The sequence below is a fragment of the Streptomyces sp. NPDC006259 genome (assembly GCF_042870975.1).
Taxonomy (GTDB): Bacteria; Actinomycetota; Actinomycetes; order Streptomycetales; family Streptomycetaceae; genus Streptomyces.
Genome location: NZ_JBIAHY010000003.1, coordinates 53,025 through 73,849, shown reverse-complemented (window position 1 = coordinate 73,849; position 20,825 = coordinate 53,025). Strand labels below are relative to the sequence as shown.

Genomic DNA, 20,825 nt, shown 5'->3' with positions numbered 1-20,825 from the left:
CGTGCCGACCTCTAAGGGTCGTCCCGCAGGAGCCGCGTCAGCGTCGTACCGCCCAACGCGCGCACGTCGCGGGAGAGGTGGGCCTGGTCGGCGTAGCCGGCGCGGGCCGCGGTGTCCGCGTAGGGCACGCCCTGCCGGGCCAGGGCCAGGGCTCGCTGGAGGCGCAGGACGCGGGCCAGCGTCTTGGGTCCGTAGCCGAAGGCGTGCAGGGAGCGGCGGTGCAACTGGCGTGCTCCGAGGCCCAGTTCCGCCGCGGTCTCGGCGATCGGGCGGCCCCTTGCGAGGGCGTCGACCAGGCGGCGGAGGTCGGGGGCGGGCGGGGCCGCCCGTTGGAGCGCCAGTTCCTCCAGCGCGGTCGCCGGGTGCGTCGCGGCCTCGATCCCGTCGCGCAGCCGCCGTACCTCCGCCGCGGGCCACAGATCGGTCAGCTCAACCCGCCGGTCGCGCAATTCGTGGGCGGGTACGCCGAGGAGGGCGGGCGCGGTGCCGGGGTAGAGGCGCAGGCCGGCCCAGGCCGTGGCCGGGCCGTCGGGGACGTACGCGCGGGTGTCGGGGCCGGCGACGAGCAGCCGGCCCTCGTTCCACAACAGGTCCATGCAGCCGTCGGGCAGCACGGGACGGGGGACGCCGCCCGTCGGGGTGCTGGTCCACAGCACCGCACCGGCGAGCCGGGAGGGCCGTTCCTCGTACACGGGGCCAGGCTACGCGTCGCCCCGCGCGGGGGTACCGGCCGGGAGGCCGGTACCCGTCCGGGCCCGGTGTTCCTGCGGGCTGATCCCGTACACCCGTTTGAACGCGCTGGACAGGGCGAAGGCGCTTCCGTACCCGACCTGGCGGGCGATCGCGCCGATCGTCTCGTCGGTGTCGCGCAGGAGGTCGGCGGCGAGGGCGAGGCGCCGGCCGGTGAGGTGGGTCATCGGGGGTTCGCCCACCAGCTCGGTGAACCGGCGGGCGAGGCCGGCCCGGGAGACACCCGCCTTCACGGCGAGGGACGCCACCGTCCAGGGATGGGCCGGGTCGTCCTGGACGAGACGCAGGACCCGGCCCACGACGGGGTCGGCCATGGCCCGGTACCAGGCAGGTGCCTCCGCCTCCGGCCGGGAGAACCAGGCCCGCAGCGCGGCGATCACGAGCAGGTCCAGCAGCCGGTCCAGGACGACCTCCTGGCCGGGCTCGTCGCGGCCGATCTCCTCCATGAGCAGCGGGGTGAGCGGGCACGGCCACACGTCCGGGGTGAGCGACAGCAGGGGCGGCAGGGCGTCCAGCAGCCGGCCGCCGATCTCGCCGTCCATCATGTACGTCCCGATGAGCAGCAGGGTGGAGCCGTCCGGGCGGTCGCCCCAGGCGCGCACGCCCAGGTCCATCGAGCCGTTCAGGGACCGGCCGTCGGGGTAGGCGCACCGTCCCTCGGGGAGGATCAGCGCCTGCGGGGCCGTGGCGGGGTCGTCGGCGCAGGTGTAGGGGGCGGGGCCGCGGGCGATGGCGAGGTCGCCCGCCGCGAGCCGGATCCCCTCGCCCCCGTCGGGCACGACCCAGCCCTCGCCGCGCACCATGAGCATCACCGTGAGCGGGGCGCGGTCCTCGACCCGTACCGCCCAGGGCGGGTCGAAACACGCGCGGATCATGAGGGCGCCACGCGCGCGTGGACCCTCCAGGAGGCCGGTGAGGGGGTCCCCCCGGGTGAGCCCGTTCGAGCGTGGGGCAGCGTCCATGCGGCCAGCGTAGACGCGCGCTTATGGGAATGAGCCGTTCGGCGATGGGCCCGTGCGACGCACGGCAGTTGACTGGCGACATGACACAGAGCGCGGCCGGGAACACGGTCCGGAACACGACGACGAGCACGAGCACGACCACGAGCACGAGCGCGAAGGTGGACGCGGCGCGCGACGCGTCCGGGACGACGGTGGTGGTGACCGGCGCGACCGGTCGCACGGGCGGGCGCGTGGCGGAGGCCGCGCGGGCGGCCGGGCTGACGGTGCGGGCTGCCTCGCGGGCGACGGGCTTCGACTGGGGGGAGCGGTCGACCTGGCCCGAGACGCTGCGCGGCGCGCGCGCCGCCTACCTGGTGTTCCCGACGGACGTCGGCTCGCCGGAGGCGACCCGGGCGGTCGGGGAGATCGCGCGGGAGGCGGTCTCCCTGGGCGTGCGGCGGCTGGTGCTGCTGTCCGCGCGGGGCGAGGAGCGGGCGCGGCCGACCGAGGAGGCGCTGCGGGAGTCGGGCGCCGACTGGACGATCGTGCGGGCCGCCTGGTTCGCGCAGAACTTCAGCGAGGGTCCGCTGGCGGAGGAGGTCCGTCTGAGCGGCGGGCTGGTGTTCCCGGCCGCCGAGGGGGTGCGGGAGCCCTTCATCGACGTACGGGACGTCGCGGAGGTCGTGGTGGCCGCGCTGACCTCGGGGGAACGGTATGCGGGGCGGGAGATCGAGGTGACCGGGCCGCGGCTGGTGGCGTGGGGCGCGGCGGTGGCGGAGATCGCCGCGGCGACCGGGCGGGAGCTGTCGTACCGGGCCGTGCCGGCGCGGGAGTACCGGGACCACCTGGTCGGGTTCGGGGTGCCCGGCGAGGAGGCCGACTTCCTCGTGGAGCTGTTCGAGGAGCTGCTCGACGGGCACAACGCGCAGCTCACGGACGGTGTGCGCCAGGTCCTGGGCCGTGCGCCGCGCGACTTCGCCGCGTTCGTGGAGGAGGCCGCGGCGGCGGGTGTCTGGGGGTGAGGAGGCGGTTCGTGGAGAGCGCGCCGGACGGCCTGGGCACCGTCCCCGCCGTCCGTCCCGCCCCCGCCGTCCGCCGCGTCCCCGGCGCTCACCTCTCCGGGGGCGGGCACTCCTCCCCGCCCCCGCTTCCCTTCGGCGAGGTCTTCGCGTGGGTCCGCAGCCGGCCCGTGACGTCCTCGGGGGGCAGGAACCTGGACCAGCGCTCGGGGAACTCGGAGGGCATGTCGGGGTCGTCGGGGTCCTCGTGGGGGTGGGCGGCGGCGAGGCGGGCGACGTACTCGGCGGCCTCCTCCTGCCGCAGCCGTTCGTTGGCGGCACGGGCGGCGGCCGTCGCGGCGGCCGGCCAGACGCGGTCGATGGCGGCGTTCATGGCGGCGCCGACGAGGACGGCGAACGCGGACACGCCGATCCACAGCAGGACGGCGACGGCGGCGGCGAGGGAGCCGTAGATGGTGGCGCCCTCGATGGTGTTCTCCAGGTAGATGCGGAGCAGGAAGCTGCCGAGCACCCACATGGCGAGGGCGACCAGCGCGCCGGGCACGTCCTCGATCCACGGGGAACGCACCGGCACGGACACGTGGTAGAGCGTGGTCAGGAAGGCGATCGACAGGACGATCACGACGGGCCAGTACAGGACCTGGACGAGCGTCGCCGACCACGGCACGATCCGTACGACGGCGTCGGGTCCGGCGACCATGAGGGGCAGCGCGACGGCGCCGAGCAGCAGCGCGGCGACGAACAGCAGGAAGGCCACCAGCCGGGTCTTGACGATGCCGCGCACCCCGTCGAGGCCGTACATGACGGTGATCGTGTCGATGAAGACGTTCACCGCGCGGGAGCCGGACCAGAGGGCGAACAGGAAGCCTATGGAGATGACGTCGGGGCGGCCGCCCTTCATCACGTCGTCGAGGATCGGCTGGGCGATCTGGGCGACGCCCTTCTGGGACAGGACCGTGCGGGAGGCGTCGAGGAGGTTGGACTCCAGGCTGCTGATGGTGTCGGTGCCGGTCCAGTCGTCGACGTAACCGAGCAGGCCGATGAGGCTGAGCAGCAGCGGCGGCACGGACAGCAGCGTGAAGAAGGCGGCCTCCGCGGCGAGGCCGAGGATGCGGTACTCGATGCAGGAGTTGACGGTGTCCTTGACCAGCAGCCAGGCGGTCCTGCGCTTGGAGACGTTCCGGTAGAGGGCACGCGCCCGATGGAGACGCCCGGCGGGGGCCTCGGGTTGCTCGGGTGACTGACTTGCTGGCTGCACGTCCTAAAGGTATCCGCCGTACGGGACCCCACTCACCTCCGAGGGTGAGCCGTCACCGCGTGCCACGCGCCGCGGCACGCACGGGCGGCCGGCCCGCGCGCGGTGCCGCTCGGCGCGTTCCGCGGCCCCCGCGGCCATGACCGGCGTACCCGGGGGTACGTTCGCGGTATGGCAGGCAGTACGCACACCGTGTCCAACCAGCCCCCTCCCCTCACCGGGTACGACGTCTACGGCACCGACCGGGCCCTGGTGGCCGCGGTGGAGCGCCACCTCGATCCGGATCTGCTCGACGAGGCGGGCGGCGAGCTGTCGGCGCTGGGCCGGGCCGCCGGGTCGGCGCAGCTCCAGGAGTGGGCGGCGCAGGCGAACGAGAACCCACCCGAGCTGCACACGCACGACCGGTACGGGCACCGGATCGACGAGGTCGTCTTCCATCCGGCGTGGCACCGGCTGCTGGGCAAGGGGGTCGGCGCGGGGCTGACCGCGGCCTGGACCCGGCCGGGCGGCCATGTGCGGCGGGCGGCGGGGTTCGTCGTGTGGACGCAGGTGGAGGCGGGGAACGGCTGTCCGCTGTCGATGACGCACGCGGCCGTGCCCGCGCTGCGCGCCGACCCGGAGCTGGCGGCCGAGTGGGTGCCGCGGCTGACGTCCACGACGTACGAACGGGAGTTGCGGCCCGCCGGGCAGAAGGCGGGGGCCCTGTTCGGGATGGGGATGACGGAGAAGCAGGGCGGCAGCGACGTCCGGGCGAACACGACGTCCGCGCGGCCGCTGGCCGAGGCCGGGACCTACGAGCTGACGGGGCACAAATGGTTCTGTTCGGCCCCCATGTCGGACGGTTTCCTGGTGCTGGCGCAGGCCGCGGAGGGGCTGACCTGTTTCCTGGTGCCGCGGGTGCTGGAGGACGGTACGCACAACCGGTTCCTGATCCAGCGCCTCAAGGACAAGCTGGGCAACCGGTCGAACGCCTCCGCCGAGGTGGAGTTCGACGGGACGTGGGCGCGCCGGGTCGGTGAGGAGGGGCGCGGGGTGCGCACCATCATCGACATGGTGGCGGCGACCCGCCTCGACTGTGTGCTGGGGTCGGCGGGTCTGATGCGGGCGGCTGTCGCGCAGGCGGTGCACCACTGCGCGTACCGGGAGGCGTTCGGCGGGAAGCTCCTCGACAAGCCGTTGATGCGCAACGTGCTGGCCGATCTCGCGCTGGAGTCGGAGGCGGCGACGGTTCTCGGCCTGCGGCTCGCGGCCGCCTGCGACGACGACGGCGAGCAGGAGCGGGCGCTGCTGCGGATCGCGGTGCCGGCCGCCAAGTACTGGGTGACCAAGCGCTGTACGCCGGTGACGGTGGAGGCGGCGGAGTGCCTGGGCGGCAACGGGTACGTGGAGGAGTCGGGGATGCCCCGGCTGGTGCGCGAGTCGCCGCTGAACTCGGTCTGGGAGGGTGCGGGCAACGTCCAGGCGCTGGACGTGCTGCGGGCGTTGCGGCGGGAGCCGCAGGCGCTGAACGCGTTCCTCCACGAGGTGGGGCAGGTCCGCGGGGCGGATCACCGGCTGGACGCGGCGATCAAGGACCTGCTGACCGAACTGGCCGATCTGGACGGTGCGGAGGCGCGGGCGCGGCGGATCGCGGAGCGGTTCGCACTGGTGTTGCAGGGGTCGTTGCTCGTACGGTTCGCGCCGCCGGAGGTGGCCGACGCGTTCTGCGCCTCGCGGCTGGGCGGCGACGGCGGCGCCGCCTTCGGCACGCTGCCCCACACCCTGGATCTGCGGGCACTCGTGGAGCGGGCGCGGCCCCTGCCCTGACCTGCGGGAAGAGAAGCGGGAACAGGAGCGGGGGTGGTGCTGCGCCGACACGGCACCACCCCCGCGGCAATGGCCCTGCGAGGCCAGGAACGCCGCTCGGGACGGCGTGCCACAAGTTTCGGACAGCCCGTGGTGGTTGACCAGGGTTGCAGGGGGTTGCAACGGGGCGGATCGAGTGACCGGACTGTGCCCCTCCGTCACCGGCGGACGGCAGTATGGGACCTCCAGCAAGACCGGAAACAGTCGGCGCAGGAGCTTGACATCCGGTCCTGTGCCCGTGTGCTCACCAGGAGGCCCCGTGGCGAAGTCGCCGTTGAACGTGCCGCAACTCGCCGCCGTCGACGCCGCGCGGGCGGCGAGGATGCTCAGTCAGGTGCGGGACGCCAGGCTCGCCGGCCGACGGGGCGGACTCGCGCACCGGCCGGTGATCGAGGAGTCCTGGGAACGGACGCTGCGCAGTGGCGTCGATCCCGAGAGCGGTGCCCGGACCAGGCTGCTCAGCCCGGAGGAGTTGCGGCGGCGCCGGGAGGAGTCGCCCCTGCGGGACGTGCTGCCGGTGCTGCGCGAGGGCCTGCTGTCGGTCGCGGACGCCGCCCGGCACATCATGGTCGTCGCCGACGAGGACGGCCGGGTGCTGTGGCGGGAGGGCTGTTCCACGGTGCTGCGCGCGGCGGACGGAATCGGTTTCGAGCCGGGCGCGGACTGGCGGGAGGACGTGGTCGGCACCAACGGGGTGGGCACGGCCGTGGCGGTGCGGCGGCCCGTGCAGGTGTTCGCCGCCGAGCACTTCGTGCGCTCGCACACCGCCTGGACCTGCGCCGGCGCCCCGATCACGGATCCGCGGAGCGGGCGCCTGCTCGGCGTGGTCGACGTCAGCGGCCCGCTGGACACGATGCATCCGGCGACCCTCGCCTGGGTCGACTCGGTGGCGAAACTGGCCGAGGCGACGCTGCGCGAGCGGCACCTGGGCGCGCTGGAGCGGTTGCGGGCGGTGGCGGCCCCGGTGCTGGCCAGGATCGGCGGCCGGGCGGTGGTGGTGGACCGGGACGGGTGGACGGCGGCGGTGACCGGGATGCCGTACACGAGCCGGATCGCGCTGCCCAAGTCGCCCTCGCCGGGGCGTCGTCGGCTGCCTGCGCTGGGGTTGTGCACGCTGGAGCCGCTGGCGGGGGGCTGGCTGGTGCGCCCCTTCGACGGGGCGGTGGAGCCGGAGGCGCCCGGCGCGACCAGGATCGTGCTGGATCTGACCCGGCCGCGCCGGTGGTCGGTGACGGTGACCGGCGGCACCGGTGTGTGGTCGCACGAACTGAGTCCCCGGCACGCGGAGTTGCTCTATGTGCTGGCGGTGCACCGCGCGGGGCGCAGTGCCTCGGAGCTGGCCGAGGAGGTGTTCGGGGACCCGGCGCGCAGGGTGACGGTCCGGGCCGAGATGTCGCGGGTCCGGCGGTATCTCGGAGGGCTTCTGGAGCATCGGCCGTATCGCTTCGGCGAGCAGGCGGAGGTGGCGGTGCTCCTGCCCGACGACCCGAAGGACCTCCTCCCGCACTCGACCGCTCCCGCGGTGACGGGCGCACGCGTCACGGGTTCCGCTCCTCGGTGACCGGGGCCGGAGCCGGGACGCGGTCCGGTGCGCCGGAGGGCGAAGCCCGCGTTCCCCTGCCGGGAGCCCGGGACGGGGCCGGTGTGCGGGTTCCGCCCGCCCGCGATGGGGGCTTTCCTACCGTAAATCGACTTACGGCGCGGCGGCTTCCGTACAGATCCGAGGTCTTCGCCCCCATCCGGGGCCGACTGCCGTAGCATCCCTCTACGGGTCACCCCACCTGCTCCTCCGTCAACGCAAGGATCAACAGGCGCAGTTGGCCCGCCTCGGGAGGACGAATGAAACAGCGTGGCCGACATCGCCGACGCAGGCGGGGCAGGGCGGTACGCGGTTTCCTCGCGGGAACCGCTCTCGCGCTCACCGCGGCCGCCACCATGATCAGTGCTTCCCAGGCCACGGTGGCCGGCGGTCCGGGCGCGCTGAAACCCCTCACGTCCTCCGCCGACACGGCCGCGTTGCGGCTGACGGAGGAGGCGGTACCGCCGGCCTCCCTGGACCGGCTCGCCGCGGGCATGGGCCCCTCGGTCGGTGTCGACGAGGCGCTGAGCGGTGCCGGCCGTGCGCTGCGCGAGGAGGCCGACTGCACGCGGGACGAGCGCGAGGCCCTGCCGGTCTCCCCCGCGGCCACCCGCGCCTACTGCTGGAACGCCGACGACACCGAGGGCTGGGAGCCGGGCGCGGTCACCACCTCGGGGGACGCGGACGACGACGGCCTGTGGGGCGCCCACCGGGTGATCGTCTCCGGCTGGTCCCTCGGCTCCGGCCAGGTCGCCGACCACGGGCTGGCGCGGATCGCGCTCGTGGACGCGGACGACCCAAACCGCCTCGCCTACACCTGGGCGCTGCTCGCCGTCCCCGTCGACGGGGGCCGCGACTACCGGGGGCTGGTCTCCCAGGTCTCCGGCATGGTCTGGTACCAGGACAAGCTGCTGGTGACCGCCGACGACGGGGACCGGGCCGCGCTGTACGTCTACGACGTCAACCGCATCCACCGTGCCACGGTGGCCGGCGAGGCGGTCGGCCGGGTGCCCGGCGGCTGGTCGGCGCACGGCGCCCCGTACGTCCTGCCGGCCGTGGCCTCCTACCGGCTGAGCGGCGGCTCCGGCGCGCCGCACCCCGCCACCGTGTCACTGGACCGCAGCACCGCGCCGGACAGCCTGGTCGCCGGGGAGTGGACTCTCGACGACGGCGACCGGGGCGCCCGCCTGTGGCGGTACCCCTTCGACTCCGCGCCCGGCCGGGCCGGGTTCCTCGCCGGTGACCTCGCGGGCCGGGTGCACGTGACGGAGGCGTACCGGACGAAGGCGACCGGGGTGCGCGGTGTGCTGTCGTACGAGGACGGCTGGTACCTGAGCCGGGCCGGTGGCGCCGAGGGCGGGCACGGGACGCTGTGGCGGCAGGACGCGGACGGCGCGCGGGCCGCGCGCTGCGGGGCCGACGACAGCCGCGACTGCTGGAGCCCGCGGACGGCGTCCCTCTCCTACTGGGCGCAGACCGGCGACGTGTGGACGCAGTCGGGCCGGGTGCTGTTCGCCCTGCCACTGGCCTCGATCGACAGATCGGCGGAGTAGATGATTGCCTGACGGGCATGACCCACATCCCCGTGACCACCTGGTCCCTGGAGCAGACCGCGCCGGGCGACCTGCTGCCGGCCGCCGCGCCCGAGGGCGACGTGCGGATCGTGCGCGCCGAGGTGCCCTCGCCCGAGTTCAGCCGTTTCCTGTACGCGTCCGTCGGCGGGGACATCCGCTGGATCGACCGGCTGGGCTGGACGTACGCGCGCTGGCGGGAGCATCTGGGCCGGCCGGGCGTGGAGACCTGGGTGGCGTACGACCGGGGGACGCCCGCGGGGTACGTGGAGCTGGAGCCGCAGGACGGCGGGGCCGTCGAGATCGTCTACTTCGGTCTGATCCCGGCCTTCCGCGGGCGGCGGATCGGCGGCCACCTGCTGTCGTACGGCGCCGCGCGCGCCTGGGACCTCGCGGACCGCTGGCCCTCGCTGCCGTCGACGAAGCGGGTGTGGCTGCACACGTGCAGCCTGGACGGCGAGCACGCGATGGCCAACTACCAGCGCCGCGGGTTCACGCTGTTCGACACCAGGGTCGAGGCGGAGGCGGAGGTGGCCGCTCCGGGCCCCTGGCCCGGCGCATACCCGTCCTGACCTGCGTCGACAAGACCTCGCGCACAGCATGTGACCGACACCACCCTGGTCTCACATAGCGGGACCAGGGTGTCCACATGACGGACGAAGCTGGACTGTGTCCAGATCGTCGTGCCACGCTTCCGTCATGTCCGGAACTGGAATTGCCTTGGTGAGTCGGCGCCACGTCGACCTCGGCCGCATGTCCAGCGCCATCTGTCCGGCGAGCTGACGAGCCGAAGCACCGCGACAGCCCCTTCCGGGCCTCCCCTCCGCGCAACGACGCGCACGCATGCCCCCGTGCACCCGCCGACGCAGGTCAGAGCCGCCCGCCCGTCGCCCGACCACCGCCCCTCATGGCCGGCGCCACGCGCCCGACCCCTTCCCGTCGCTGTCCCGAAGGACGTATTCACCATGGCCGCCACCCCCCAGGACCCCGCCGCCTCCGCGCCCCGCCGCAAGGTGAGCCGTCACCGCGGCGAGGGACAGTGGGCAGCGGGACACTTCACCCCGCTCAACGGCAACGAGCAGTTCAAGAAGGACGACGACGGTCTCAATGTGCGGACACGCATCGAGACGATCTACTCCAAGCGCGGCTTCCACTCGATCGATCCGAACGATCTGCGCGGGCGGATGCGCTGGTGGGGCCTGTACACCCAGCGCAAGGCCGGGATCGACGGCGGCAAGACCGCGATCCTGGAGCCGGAGGAGCTGGACGACGAGCACTTCATGCTGCGGGTCCGCATCGACGGCGGCCGGCTCACCACCCAGCAGCTGCGGGTGATCGGCGAGATCTCGCAGGAGTTCGCGCGCGGCACCGCCGACATCACCGACCGGCAGAACGTCCAGTACCACTGGATCCGCATCGAGGACGTGCCGGAGATCTGGAACCGCCTGGAGGCGGTCGGCCTGTCCACCACCGAGGCCTGCGGCGACACCCCCCGCGTGGTCCTCGGCTCGCCGGTCGCCGGCATCGCCGAGGACGAGATCATCGACGGCACCCCGGCCATCGAGGAGATCCACCGGCGGATCGTCGGCAACCCGGCCTTCTCCAACCTGCCCCGCAAGTTCAAGACCGCGGTCTCCGGTTCGCCGCTGCTGGACGTCGCGCACGAGATCAACGACGTGGCGTTCGTCGGCGTGCACCACCCCGAACACGGCCCCGGCTTCGACGTGTGGGTCGGCGGCGGCCTCTCCACCAACCCGAAGATCGGCGTCCGGCTCGGCGCCTGGGTTCCGCTGGACGAGGTGGCGGACGTCCACGAGGGCGTCATCTCCATCTTCCGCGACCACGGCTACCGGCGGCTGCGCAACCGCGCCCGGCTCAAGTTCCTGGTCGCCGACTGGGGTCCGGAGAAGTTCCGCCAGGTGCTGGAGGACGACTACCTCCAGCGCAAGCTGGTCGACGGCCCCGCCCCCGCCCAGCCGGTCGAGCGCTGGCGCGACCACGTCGGCGTGCACCGCCAGAAGGACGGCCGTTTCTACGTCGGTTTCGCACCCCGTGTCGGCCGCGTGGACGGCGCCACCCTGACGAAGATCGCGGAGCTGGCCGAGGCCCACGGTTCGGGCCGGGTCCGGACCACCGTCGAGCAGAAGATGATCGTCCTCGACGTCGAGGAGGCGCAGGTCGAGTCGCTGGTCGAAGCCCTCGGGGCGCTGGACCTGACCGCCAAGCCCTCCCCGTTCCGGCGCGGCACGATGGCCTGCACCGGCATCGAGTACTGCAAGCTCGCCATCGTCGAGACCAAGCAGCGCGGCTCCGTCCTGATCGACGAACTCGAGCGCCGTATCCCGGAGTTCGACGAGCCGATCACCATCAACATCAACGGCTGCCCGAACGCCTGCGCGCGGATCCAGGTGGCGGACATCGGTCTCAAGGGCCAGCTGATGCTCGACGCCGCCGGCGAGCAGGTCGAGGGCTTCCAGGTGCATCTGGGCGGAGCGCTCGGCCTCGAAGCCGGATTCGGCCGCAAGGTCCGTGGCCTGAAGGTCACCTCGGACGAGCTGCCGGACTACATCGAGCGGGTGCTCAAGCGGTTCCAGGCGGAGCGCGAGGACGGCGAGCGCTTCGCCGTCTGGGCCGCGCGGGCCGACGAGGAGGCCCTGTCGTGAGCGAGCGGGCCGCGCCCTTCTACTGCCCCTACTGCGGCGACGAGGACCTTCGTCCGAGCGAAGCCGTGGAGGGCGGCCACGGTGCCTGGGAATGCGCGGCATGCAGTCGCGCATTCCAGCTGAAGTTCCTCGGGCTGCTCGCCCGGGGAGTTCAGCGAGCCGACAACGGAGGGGACCCGATATGACGACGGCTCAGGAATCCCGTACGACCGAGGAGTGGAAGGCGCTCGCCGAACAGGCGGGCCGCGACCTGGAGGACGCCCCCGCGCTGGAGATCCTCCGGTGGGCCGTCGACACCTTCGGCAAGGAGTTCTGCGTGACCTCGTCCATGGAGGACGCCGTGGTGGCCCATCTGGCCTCCCGCGTGCTCAAGGGCGTGGACGTGGTCTTCCTCGACACCGGCTACCACTTCCCCGAGACCATCGGCACCCGGGACGCCGTCGAGGCCGTGATGGACGTCAACGTCATCACCCTCACACCGCGGCGGACGGTCGCCGAGCAGGACGCCGAGCACGGCCCCCGGCTGCACGACCGCGACCCCGACCTGTGCTGCAAGCTCCGCAAGGTGCAGCCCCTGGAGGAGGGTCTGAAGGGCTACCGAGCCTGGGCGACCGGGCTGCGCCGCGACGAGTCCCCGACCCGGGCGAACACCCCGGTCGTCGGCTGGGACGAGAAGCGGCGCAAGGTCAAGGTCTCCCCCATCGCCCGCTGGACCCAGGACGACGTGGACGCCTACGTCACGGAGCACGGCGTACTGACCAACCCCCTGCTGACGGACGGCTACGCCTCCGTCGGCTGCGCCCCCTGCACCCGCCGGGTCCTGGAGGGCGAGGACGCGCGCGCCGGCCGCTGGGCGGGCCGCGCGAAGACCGAGTGCGGACTGCACGGCTGACCCCATGACCGCGCTTCCTACCGATTTGGAGAACCACGTGACGACCGGAGCCACCGTCTGGCTCACGGGTCTGCCGAGCGCCGGCAAGACCACCATCGCGTTCGAGCTGGCCGCCCGGCTGCGCGAGGAGGGCCACCTCGTCGAGGTGCTCGACGGCGACGAGATCCGCGAGTTCATCTCCGCGGGCCTCGGCTTCAGCCGCGAGGACCGGCACACCAACGTGCAGCGCATCGGCTTCCTCGCCGAACTGCTCGCCCGTAACGGTGTGAAGGCGCTCGTGCCGGTGATCGCGCCGTACGCCGACAGCCGCGAGGCGGTGCGCAAGCGTCACGAGGACGGCGCCACGGCGTACCTGGAGGTGCACGTGGCGACGCCGGTCGAGGTGTGCAGCGAGCGGGACGTGAAGGGCCTGTACGCCAAGCAGGCGGCGGGCGAGCTGACCGGACTCACCGGGGTCGACGACCCCTACGAGATCCCGGAGCGGCCCGATCTGCGGATCGAGTCCCAGGACCAGACCGTCAAGGAGTCCGCGGCGTCGGTGTACGCCCTGCTCAACGAGAGGGGACTGGTGTGACCACCGTCGCACGGACCGAGGAGGGCACGGACTCCCCGTACGCCCTCAGCCACCTGGACTCCCTGGAGTCGGAGGCGGTGCACATCTTCCGCGAGGTGGCGGGCGAGTTCGAGAACCCGGTGATCCTCTTCTCCGGCGGCAAGGACTCCATCGTCATGCTGCATCTGGCGCTGAAGGCGTTCACGCCGGCGCCGGTGCCGTTCTCCCTGCTGCACGTGGACACCGGGCACAACTTCCCCGAGGTCCTCGAGTACCGCGACCGTACGGTGGAGCGGCACGGTCTGCGGCTGCACGTCGCCTCCGTGCAGGACTACATCGACCGGGGTGTGCTGAAGGAGCGTCCGGACGGGACCCGCAACCCGCTCCAGACCCTGCCGCTGACGGAGAAGATCCAGTCGGAGCGGTTCGACGCGGTGTTCGGCGGCGGCCGGCGCGACGAGGAGAAGGCCCGCGCCAAGGAGCGCGTGTTCTCCCTGCGCGACGAGTTCTCCCAGTGGGACCCGCGCCGCCAGCGCCCCGAGCTGTGGAACCTGTACAACGGCCGGCACGCCCCCGGTGAGCACGTCCGCGTCTTCCCGCTGTCCAACTGGACGGAGCTGGACGTGTGGCAGTACATCGCCCGTGAGGGCATCGAGCTGCCCGGGATCTACTTCGCGCACGAGCGGGAGGTGTTCCAGCGGGCCGGGATGTGGCTGACGCCGGGTGACTGGGGCGGCCCCAAGGCGAACGAGTCCGTCGAGAAGCGACGGGTGCGCTACCGCACCGTCGGGGACATGTCCTGCACCGGCGCCGTCGACTCCGACGCGCTGACGCTGGAGCAGGTCATCACCGAGATCGCCGCCTCCCGGCTCACCGAGCGCGGGGCCACCCGCGCCGACGACAAGGTGTCCGAGGCCGCGATGGAAGACCGCAAGCGCGAGGGGTACTTCTAAGCATGAGCACGATCACGACCGAGGAACTCTCGGCCACCACCCTGCTCCGGTTCGCCACCGCCGGCTCCGTCGACGACGGCAAGTCCACGCTCGTCGGACGGCTGCTGCACGACTCCAAGTCGATCCTCACGGACCAGCTGGAGGCCGTGGAGCGCGCCTCGGCGGGCCGCGGCCAGGAGGGCCCCGACCTCGCGCTGCTCACGGACGGCCTGCGCGCCGAACGCGAGCAGGGCATCACGATCGACGTGGCGTACCGCTACTTCGCCACGCCCCGGCGCCGGTTCATCCTCGCCGACACGCCCGGTCACGTGCAGTACACCCGCAACATGGTGACGGGTGCCTCCACGGCCGAGCTGACGGTGATCCTGGTCGACGCCCGCAACGGGGTGGTGGAGCAGACCCGCCGGCACGCGGCGATCGCGGCCCTGCTGCGGGTCCCGCACGTCGTCCTCGCCGTCAACAAGATGGACCTCGTCGCGTACCGGGAGAGCGTCTTCGCGGCGATCGCCGAGGAGTTCACGGCGTACGCGAGCCAGCTGGGCGTTCCCGAGGTCACCGCGATCCCGATCTCGGCGCTCGCCGGGGACAACGTGGTGGACCCGTCGGCGAACATGGACTGGTACGGCGGGCCGACCTTCCTGGAGCACCTGGAAACGGTGCCGGTGAGCCACGACCTGGCGCACTGCCACGCGCGCCTGCCCGTGCAGTACGTGATCCGGCCGCAGACCGCCGAGCACCCCGACTACCGCGGCTACGCGGGTCAGATCGCCGCCGGCACGTTCCGGGTGGGCGAGCAGGTCACGGTGCTGCCGTCCGGCCGCTCCACGAAGATCGCCGGCATCGACCTGCTCGGCACGCCGGTCGACGTGGCCTGGACGACGCAGTCGGTGACCGTCCTGCTGGAGGACGACATCGACGTCTCGCGCGGGGACCTGATCGTGCCCAGCAAGGACGCCCCGCCGACCACGCAGGACGTCGAGGCTACCGTCTGCCATGTCGCCGACGCGCCGCTGACCGTCGGCCACCGGGTGCTGCTCCGGCACGGCACCCGCACGGTCAAGGCCATCGTCAAGGACATCCCGTCCCGTCTCACGCTCGCCGACCTGTCCCTGCACCCGCACCCGGGACAGCTCGTCGCCAACGACATCGGCCGCGTGAAGATCCGCGCCGCGGAGCCGCTGCCGGTGGACTCCTACGCCGACTCGCGCCGCACGGGCTCGTTCATCCTGATCGACCCGAGCGACGGCACCACGCTCACCGCGGGCATGGTCGGCGAGTCGTTCGCCTCCCCCGAGCCGGTCAAGAGCCTGGCCGACGAGGACGGGTGGGACTTCTGACGTGAACTCCACCGACTACTACTCCACGTTCGCGAAGGAGGGCGGCCGCGTCGGCAGCGGCGCCCTCGGCAGCGGGCAGGGCGGAGTGGCGCGATGTGTGCGCTGACGTACGCGCACTGCCTGCGCGCCCGCACCCCCCACCGCCGTAGACGAAAACCTGCCGACCTCCCGGCCACGACCTGAGAGACCGTGACCGCCGGGCCAACGAGGGGAAAACCTCCCGTGCCTGCCACTCGCTCAACGCTTCTTCGCCGCGGCCTCGCCGCCGTCGCCGCACTGCCCCTCCTCACCCTGGCCGCCTGCGGCTACGGCTCCGACGCCAAGGACGAACCGGCCGCGCAGAAGGTCGCCGCCGGGGCCGCGAAGATCGACGGTCTCGACTCCGTCAAGATCGGCTACTTCGGCAACCTGACCCACGGCACCGCCCTCGTCGGCGTGAACAAGGGCTACTTCCAGAAGGCGCTGGGCGCCACCAAGGCGTCGTACCAGGTCTTCAACGCCGGCCCGTCCGAGATCGAGGCGCTGAACTCCGGCTCGATCGACATCGGCTGGATCGGCCCCTCCCCGGCGATCAACGGCTACACCAAGTCCGCCGGCAAGAACCTGCGCATCGTGGGCGGTTCGGCGTCCGGCGGGGTGAAGCTGGTGGTCAACCCGGCCAAGATCAAGTCGCTCGCGGACGTCAAGGGCAAGAAGATCGCCACCCCGCAGCTCGGCAACACGCAGGACGTGGCGCTGCTGAACTGGATCTCCGAGCAGGGCTGGAAGGTCGACGCGGAGAGCGGCAAGGGCGACGTGTCGGTCATCCGCACCGACAACAAGGTCACCCCGGACGCCTACAAGGCCGGTTCCATCGACGGTGCCTGGGTGCCGGAGCCGACCGCCTCGAAGCTGGTGGCCGAGGGCGCCAAGGTGCTGCTGGACGAGTCCGACCTGTGGCCCGACAAGAAGTTCGTGATCACGAACATCATCGTGTCGCAGAAGTTCCTCAAGGAGCACCCGAAGGCCGTCGAGGCGGTCCTGAAGGCGTCGGTCGACATCAACAAGTACATCAACGCCAACCCGGACGAGGCGAAGGCGGCGGCGAACGCGCAGCTGAAGGCGGACTCCGGCAAGGAACTGCCCGCCGAGATCCTGGACCCGGCGTGGAAGTCCATCCAGTTCACCAATGACCCGCTCGCGGCCACGCTGAACAGCGAGGCCGACCACGCGGTCAAGGCCGGTCTGCTGGAGGACCCGCTGCTGGACGGCATCTACGACCTGGCACCCCTGAACAAGGTCCTTGAGGCCGCGGGTCAGCCCACCGTCGACGACGCCGGTCTCGGCGTCAAGTAACCCCGAAACCCCGACAGTTCCCAGGAGGTGACGACCATGGCCACCACCCTCGCCAAGGCCGCCGACGGCACCGAGTCGGTGGAGTACGCCGCCCGCATCGAGCACGTCTCGAAGTCCTTCTCCGGGCCCGCCGGGCAGCAGCTCGTCCTGGACGACATCACCCTCGATGTCGCGCCGGGCGAGTTCGTCACCCTCCTGGGGGCCTCGGGCTGCGGCAAGTCGACGCTGCTGAACCTGGTGGCGGGGCTCGACGCCCCGACCGCCGGTCACATCGGCACCGACGGGCGACCGGCTCTGATGTTCCAGGAGCACGCCCTGTTCCCGTGGCTGACCGCGGGCAAGAACATCGAACTCGCCCTGAAACTGGGCGGAGTCGCCAAGAACGACCGGCGCGAGCGCGCCGAGGAGCTGCTGGAACTCGTCCGGCTGAAGGGGTCGTACGGAAAGCGCGTGCACGAGCTTTCCGGCGGTATGCGCCAGCGGGTGGCGCTCGCCCGCGCCCTGGCGCAGGACGCCCGGCTGCTGCTGATGGACGAGCCGTTCGCGGCGCTCGACGCGATCACCCGGGACGTGCTGCACGACGAACTCACCAGGATCTGGGCGGAGACGGGTCTCTCGGTGCTGTTCGTCACGCACAACGTGCGCGAGGCGGTGCGGCTCGCGCAGCGCGTCGTCCTGCTGTCCTCCCGGCCGGGCCGGATCGCTCGCGAGTGGACGGTCGGCATTCCGCAGCCGCGCCGCATCGAGGACGCTCCCGTCGCCGAACTGTCCCTGGAGATCACCGAAGTCCTGCGTGGGGAGATCCGCCGTCATGGCCAGCACTGAGACCACCGACCCGACGGCGAAGGCCCCGGTCCGCGACAACGGCATCGCGGGCGTCGAGGCGGGCCTCGACGCCCTGGAGACCTCGGCGGCGGCCGGTACGTCCTTCCGGCAGACCTTCGTCAACAAGATCCTGCCCCCGATCGTGGCGATCGCGGTGGTCCTGGTGGTCTGGCAGGCGCTGATCACCTTCAAGATCGTCGACGACCCCGCGAAGCTGCCGTCCCCCTCGGACGTGGGCGACGAGTTCAAGGACGCGTGGCTGGAGGGCAAGCTCCTGGGGTACATCTGGACCAGCGTCTCGCGCGGTCTGCTGGGCTTCCTGCTGGCCCTCGCCATCGGCACCCCGCTGGGCCTGCTGGTGGCCCGGGTGAAGTTCGTGCGTGCGGCGATCGGCCCGATCCTGTCCGGCCTCCAGTCGCTGCCGTCGGTGGCGTGGGTGCCGCCCGCGGTGATCTGGCTGGGCCTGAACAACTCGATGATGTACGCGGTGATCCTGCTCGGCGCGGTCCCCTCGATCGCCAACGGCCTGGTCTCCGGCATCGACCAGGTGCCGCCGCTGTTCCTGCGGGCGGGCCGCACGATGGGCGCGACCGGGCTGAAGGGCGCCTGGCACATCGTGCTGCCGGCCTCGCTGCCCGGCTATCTGAGCGGACTGAAGCAGGGCTGGGCCTTCTCCTGGCGGTCGCTGATGGCGGCGGAGATCATCGCCTCCTCCCCCGACCTGGGCGTCGGCCTGGGCGCGCTCCTGGAGAACGGGCGCAACGCCAGCTCCATGGCGATGGTGTTCGAGGCGATCGTCCTTATCCTGTTCGTCGGCATCGCCATCGACCTGCTGATCTTCAGCCCGTTGGAGCGGCGGGTGCTGCGCGGGCGCGGACTGCTGGTGAAGGGCTGACCCTCGTGTTCCGTCAGCCGGTTCTCCTCGTCATCGCCCACGGCAGCCGCGATCCGCGGCACGCGGCGACCGTCCACGCCCTCGTCCGGCGGGTGCGGTCGCTGCGGCCCGGGCTGCGCGTGGAGACCGGGTTCCTGGACTTCAACGTCCCCTCCGCGCAGGGGGTGCTGGAGTCGCTGGCGGCGGAGGGCGTGCGTGACGTGGTGGCGCTCCCGCTGTTGCTGACGCGGGCGTTCCACGCCAAGGCGGACGTGCCGGCGGTCCTGCGGGACGCGCCGCGCCGGCTGCGGATCCGCCGGGCGGAGGTGCTCGGCCCCTCCCCGCTGCTGCTCTCCGCCCTGGAACGGCGGCTGTACGAGGCGGGTCTGACGTCTGCCGACAAGTCCTCGACCGGGGTGGTGCTGGCCTCGGCTGGGTCCACGGACCCGGAGGCGATCGCGGTGATCGCGGACATCGCGCGGGAGTGGCGGCACACCGGTTGGTGCGCCGTGCGACCCGCGTTCGCCTCCGCGTCGCTTCCGCGCACCGAGGACGCGGTGCGCGAACTGCGCGAACTGGGGTGCTCGACGGTGGCGGTGGCCCCGTACGTCCTGGCGCCCGGCTTCCTCCCCGACCGGATCGCCCGGGGCGCGGCGGGGGCGGACGTCCTGGGCGAGGTGCTCGGGCCGTCCCCCGAGGTGGCGCGCGTGCTGCTGGAGCGGTACGACGCGGCCCGCACCCCGGCACTGGCGGCGGTCGGGGCCTGACGGGCCGCCCGGGGGCGTCACCCGAGGGACAGCCCGCCCACCCGCGTCCGCTTCAGTTCGAAGAAGTCGGGTTCGGCCGCCAACACCCGGAACGCGTCGAAGAGTTCCGCCGCTCGCTCCCCGCGCGGGACGGCGCGCAGCACGGGGCCGAACCACACCGTCCCGTCCACGTGGATCGTCGGCGTGCCGACGTAGCCGCCGGAGTCCGGCTCGGCCCCCGCCTCGTGGCCGCGGCGCACGGCCTCGTCGTACGACGGGTCGTGGGCGGCGGACGACAGGTCGGCGGGGAGGCCGAGTTCGGCGAGGGAGTCGGCGATCACGGCGTCGAAGTCCTTGATCCCCCGCACGTGGATGCGTGTGCCGAAGGCCGTGTAGAGGTCGCGCAGGACGGTGTCTCCGCGCAGCCGGGCCGCCGCGACGGCGACCCGGACCGGGCCGATCGACCTGTCGACCAGCTCGCGGTACCAGTCGGGCAGTTCGTTGCCCTCGTTGTGCAGGTACAGGCTCATGACCCGGAAGCGGAGGTCGAGGGGGTGGTGCCGTTCCACCTCCAGCAGCCAGCGCGAGGTGATCCAGGCGAAGGGACAGGCGGGGTCGAACCAGAGGTCGACGCGGGGCGGGACGGGGTGGGACCTGAGGGACATGCCGGTGACACTAGTGGGCGATCGGATCCTCGCCAGGGCCCATTGCGGAGCTGTTTCCGTGGTCCACCGGGGCGCCCTGCCGCGGATCCCGTCGCTCGCCGCCGACGCCCGTCCGAAGGCCGAAGTGGAGTCCGGCACCGCCACCGGATCGGCGGAGGGTCCTCGACGTCGTCGAACGCCACGGCGACCTCCACCGGGGGTACGACGGGTGGGTCTCGTCGTCCTTCGTGTTCCCGACCCCAGGCAGGGGGGTGCGGGGTCCTGGGAGACGGACGCGGCGGGCTTCAGGACCCGGTCATCTCGACGAGCTTGGCCACGGTGTTCCAGTTGCGGGTGGTCGCGATCAGCCCTTTCAGGGCCCGGGGCCGGGACAGCTGTTCGCCGAGCCTGGAGCGGCCGAGGCCCTCGGGGGCGTACAGGTACAGGGCGCGGTCGCCGAGCCGGAACTCCTCGGGCAGGAACGCGGCCGGGTCGATCGCCGCGAAACGGCCGGCGTCGACGGGGGCGGAGAAGTAGGTGACGTGGAGCTGCTTGGCCTCCAGGTCGGCCGCCGGGAAGGGGCAGGCGTCGGCGACCGCCCTCAGGTACGCGTGGTCGCGCACGATCACGTCGACGGTGAAGCCGAACTGCTTCTCGATCGCCCGCGTCAGTTCCCGCGCGAGACCGTCCTCGTCGCCGTGGCGGCCGGTGGAGAAGACGGCCTGGCCGCTCTGGAGGTACGTACGGACGCCGTCGTGGCCGAGGCCCTCCATCAGGGTCCGCAGGGCCGCCATCGGGACCTTCCGGCTGCCGCCCACGTTGATTCCGCGCAGCAGTGCGGCGTACGTCGTCGTCATCCGGACAGCGTAAGCGGCCGTCGTGCCCCGTGGGGGGTGGGCACGACGGCCGCTCGGGCCGTGGGTACGACGGCCGCGGATCCCCGGTCCGTGGAACGGGGTTGCGCGAGACTTTCGCCGATCGACGGGTGCCGGATCAACTTCTCCGCGCGTCTGTGACTTATTCAACAAGGTTGCGCAATCCCG

General features: G+C 72.5%; 21 protein-coding genes. 16 read left to right on the top strand and 5 right to left on the bottom strand.

Features of this window, described 5'->3' with window-relative positions; genetic code table 11:
- Window positions 1–11 precede the first annotated feature (11 nt).
- Window positions 12–692 carry a helix-turn-helix domain-containing protein gene (locus tag ACFYO5_RS11805; protein WP_388707353.1) on the bottom strand — a complete coding sequence of 227 codons (681 nt, stop codon included), beginning with the start codon at window positions 690–692 and terminating at the stop codon, window positions 12–14.
- A gap of 9 nt (window positions 693–701) precedes the next feature.
- Window positions 702–1,712, bottom strand: a complete 1,011-nt coding sequence (locus tag ACFYO5_RS11800; protein WP_388707351.1) for an AraC family transcriptional regulator — start codon at window positions 1,710–1,712, stop codon at window positions 702–704.
- Window positions 1,713–1,792: 80 nt separating this feature from the next.
- On the opposite strand from ACFYO5_RS11800, the gene ACFYO5_RS11795 reads away from it, so the two are divergent.
- Window positions 1,793–2,713 (top strand): NmrA family transcriptional regulator, encoded by a 921-nt coding sequence (locus ACFYO5_RS11795; RefSeq protein WP_388707348.1) that lies wholly within the window; start codon window positions 1,793–1,795, stop codon window positions 2,711–2,713.
- A gap of 88 nt (window positions 2,714–2,801) precedes the next feature.
- On the opposite strand, the gene ACFYO5_RS11790 is transcribed toward ACFYO5_RS11795, so the two are convergent.
- Window positions 2,802–3,968: a YihY/virulence factor BrkB family protein gene (locus ACFYO5_RS11790; protein ID WP_356562499.1), complete on the bottom strand. Its 1,167-nt coding sequence runs from the start codon at window positions 3,966–3,968 to the stop codon at window positions 2,802–2,804.
- A gap of 168 nt (window positions 3,969–4,136) precedes the next feature.
- Between ACFYO5_RS11790 and ACFYO5_RS11785 the strand changes: the two genes are divergently transcribed.
- The 15 genes from ACFYO5_RS11785 to ACFYO5_RS11715 all read left to right on the top strand — a co-directional run bounded on the left by ACFYO5_RS11785 (window position 4,137) and on the right by ACFYO5_RS11715 (window position 19,159).
- Complete coding sequence (locus ACFYO5_RS11785; RefSeq protein WP_388707345.1) at window positions 4,137–5,771, top strand: acyl-CoA dehydrogenase family protein; 1,635 nt, start codon at window positions 4,137–4,139, stop codon at window positions 5,769–5,771.
- A 298-nt stretch (window positions 5,772–6,069) separates the two neighbouring features.
- The gene (locus ACFYO5_RS11780; protein WP_388707342.1) at window positions 6,070–7,371 is read left to right on the top strand and encodes a GAF domain-containing protein; all 1,302 of its coding nucleotides are present in this window, start codon (window positions 6,070–6,072) and stop codon (window positions 7,369–7,371) included.
- Window positions 7,372–7,649: 278 nt separating this feature from the next.
- Complete coding sequence (locus tag ACFYO5_RS11775) at window positions 7,650–8,942, top strand: hypothetical protein (protein ID WP_388707339.1); 1,293 nt, start codon at window positions 7,650–7,652, stop codon at window positions 8,940–8,942.
- Between the two features lie 17 nt (window positions 8,943–8,959).
- The gene (locus ACFYO5_RS11770) at window positions 8,960–9,532 is read left to right on the top strand and encodes a GNAT family N-acetyltransferase (RefSeq protein ID WP_388707336.1); all 573 of its coding nucleotides are present in this window, start codon (window positions 8,960–8,962) and stop codon (window positions 9,530–9,532) included.
- Window positions 9,533–9,659: 127 nt separating this feature from the next.
- Window positions 9,660–9,743: a putative leader peptide gene (locus ACFYO5_RS11765; protein ID WP_309486338.1), complete on the top strand. Its 84-nt coding sequence runs from the start codon at window positions 9,660–9,662 to the stop codon at window positions 9,741–9,743.
- Window positions 9,744–9,925: 182 nt separating this feature from the next.
- Window positions 9,926–11,623 (top strand): nitrite/sulfite reductase, encoded by a 1,698-nt coding sequence (locus ACFYO5_RS11760; RefSeq protein ID WP_356562490.1) that lies wholly within the window; start codon window positions 9,926–9,928, stop codon window positions 11,621–11,623.
- Window positions 11,620–11,808: a hypothetical protein gene (locus ACFYO5_RS11755; RefSeq protein WP_356562489.1), complete on the top strand. Its 189-nt coding sequence runs from the start codon at window positions 11,620–11,622 to the stop codon at window positions 11,806–11,808. The genes ACFYO5_RS11760 and ACFYO5_RS11755 overlap by 4 nt, the downstream gene beginning before the upstream one ends.
- Window positions 11,805–12,515: a phosphoadenylyl-sulfate reductase gene (locus ACFYO5_RS11750; protein ID WP_388707331.1), complete on the top strand. Its 711-nt coding sequence runs from the start codon at window positions 11,805–11,807 to the stop codon at window positions 12,513–12,515. Before ACFYO5_RS11755 ends, ACFYO5_RS11750 begins: the two co-directional genes overlap by 4 nt.
- Window positions 12,516–12,552: 37 nt before the next feature.
- A complete protein-coding gene (gene cysC, locus ACFYO5_RS11745; RefSeq protein WP_356562678.1) occupies window positions 12,553–13,089 on the top strand; it encodes an adenylyl-sulfate kinase in 537 nt (178 codons plus the stop codon).
- A complete protein-coding gene (cysD, locus tag ACFYO5_RS11740) occupies window positions 13,086–14,021 on the top strand; it encodes a sulfate adenylyltransferase subunit CysD (RefSeq protein ID WP_388707328.1) in 936 nt (311 codons plus the stop codon). Before cysC ends, cysD begins: the two co-directional genes overlap by 4 nt.
- A 2-nt stretch (window positions 14,022–14,023) precedes the next feature.
- Window positions 14,024–15,358 (top strand): sulfate adenylyltransferase subunit 1, encoded by a 1,335-nt coding sequence (locus tag ACFYO5_RS11735; RefSeq protein WP_388707325.1) that lies wholly within the window; start codon window positions 14,024–14,026, stop codon window positions 15,356–15,358.
- Window positions 15,359–15,580: 222 nt separating this feature from the next.
- Window positions 15,581–16,693: an aliphatic sulfonate ABC transporter substrate-binding protein gene (locus tag ACFYO5_RS11730; protein ID WP_388707322.1), complete on the top strand. Its 1,113-nt coding sequence runs from the start codon at window positions 15,581–15,583 to the stop codon at window positions 16,691–16,693.
- 36 nt (window positions 16,694–16,729) lie between these two features.
- On the top strand, window positions 16,730–17,518 hold the full coding sequence (locus tag ACFYO5_RS11725; protein ID WP_388707319.1) for an ABC transporter ATP-binding protein: 789 nt from the start codon (window positions 16,730–16,732) through the stop codon (window positions 17,516–17,518).
- Window positions 17,505–18,413 (top strand): ABC transporter permease, encoded by a 909-nt coding sequence (locus tag ACFYO5_RS11720; RefSeq protein ID WP_356562479.1) that lies wholly within the window; start codon window positions 17,505–17,507, stop codon window positions 18,411–18,413. Before ACFYO5_RS11725 ends, ACFYO5_RS11720 begins: the two co-directional genes overlap by 14 nt.
- A gap of 5 nt (window positions 18,414–18,418) precedes the next feature.
- Window positions 18,419–19,159: a sirohydrochlorin chelatase gene (locus tag ACFYO5_RS11715; RefSeq protein WP_388707315.1), complete on the top strand. Its 741-nt coding sequence runs from the start codon at window positions 18,419–18,421 to the stop codon at window positions 19,157–19,159.
- 17 nt (window positions 19,160–19,176) lie between these two features.
- Here ACFYO5_RS11715 and ACFYO5_RS11710 read toward each other — a convergent pair whose 3' ends face one another.
- Window positions 19,177–19,803, bottom strand: coding sequence for a DsbA family protein (locus ACFYO5_RS11710; protein ID WP_388707312.1), 627 nt, complete (start codon window positions 19,801–19,803; stop codon window positions 19,177–19,179).
- Window positions 19,804–20,087: 284 nt separating this feature from the next.
- On the bottom strand, window positions 20,088–20,639 hold the full coding sequence (locus ACFYO5_RS11705) for a DUF1697 domain-containing protein (RefSeq protein ID WP_388707309.1): 552 nt from the start codon (window positions 20,637–20,639) through the stop codon (window positions 20,088–20,090).
- Window positions 20,640–20,825: the final 186 nt, after the last annotated feature.

Coding starts and splice junctions, on each gene's coding strand:
- ACFYO5_RS11785 (WP_388707345.1), top strand. CDS start 4,137: ATGGCAGGCAGTACGCACACCGTGTCCAACCAGCCCCCTCCCCTCACC.
- ACFYO5_RS11725 (WP_388707319.1), top strand. CDS start 16,730: ATGGCCACCACCCTCGCCAAGGCCGCCGACGGCACCGAGTCGGTGGAG.
- ACFYO5_RS11795 (WP_388707348.1), top strand. CDS start 1,793: ATGACACAGAGCGCGGCCGGGAACACGGTCCGGAACACGACGACGAGC.
- ACFYO5_RS11770 (WP_388707336.1), top strand. CDS start 8,960: ATGACCCACATCCCCGTGACCACCTGGTCCCTGGAGCAGACCGCGCCG.
- ACFYO5_RS11765 (WP_309486338.1), top strand. CDS start 9,660: ATGTCCGGAACTGGAATTGCCTTGGTGAGTCGGCGCCACGTCGACCTC.
- ACFYO5_RS11710 (WP_388707312.1), bottom strand. CDS start 19,803: ATGTCCCTCAGGTCCCACCCCGTCCCGCCCCGCGTCGACCTCTGGTTC.
- ACFYO5_RS11720 (WP_356562479.1), top strand. CDS start 17,505: ATGGCCAGCACTGAGACCACCGACCCGACGGCGAAGGCCCCGGTCCGC.
- ACFYO5_RS11775 (WP_388707339.1), top strand. CDS start 7,650: ATGAAACAGCGTGGCCGACATCGCCGACGCAGGCGGGGCAGGGCGGTA.
- ACFYO5_RS11750 (WP_388707331.1), top strand. CDS start 11,805: ATGACGACGGCTCAGGAATCCCGTACGACCGAGGAGTGGAAGGCGCTC.
- ACFYO5_RS11705 (WP_388707309.1), bottom strand. CDS start 20,639: ATGACGACGACGTACGCCGCACTGCTGCGCGGAATCAACGTGGGCGGC.
- ACFYO5_RS11760 (WP_356562490.1), top strand. CDS start 9,926: ATGGCCGCCACCCCCCAGGACCCCGCCGCCTCCGCGCCCCGCCGCAAG.
- ACFYO5_RS11735 (WP_388707325.1), top strand. CDS start 14,024: ATGAGCACGATCACGACCGAGGAACTCTCGGCCACCACCCTGCTCCGG.
- ACFYO5_RS11800 (WP_388707351.1), bottom strand. CDS start 1,712: ATGGACGCTGCCCCACGCTCGAACGGGCTCACCCGGGGGGACCCCCTC.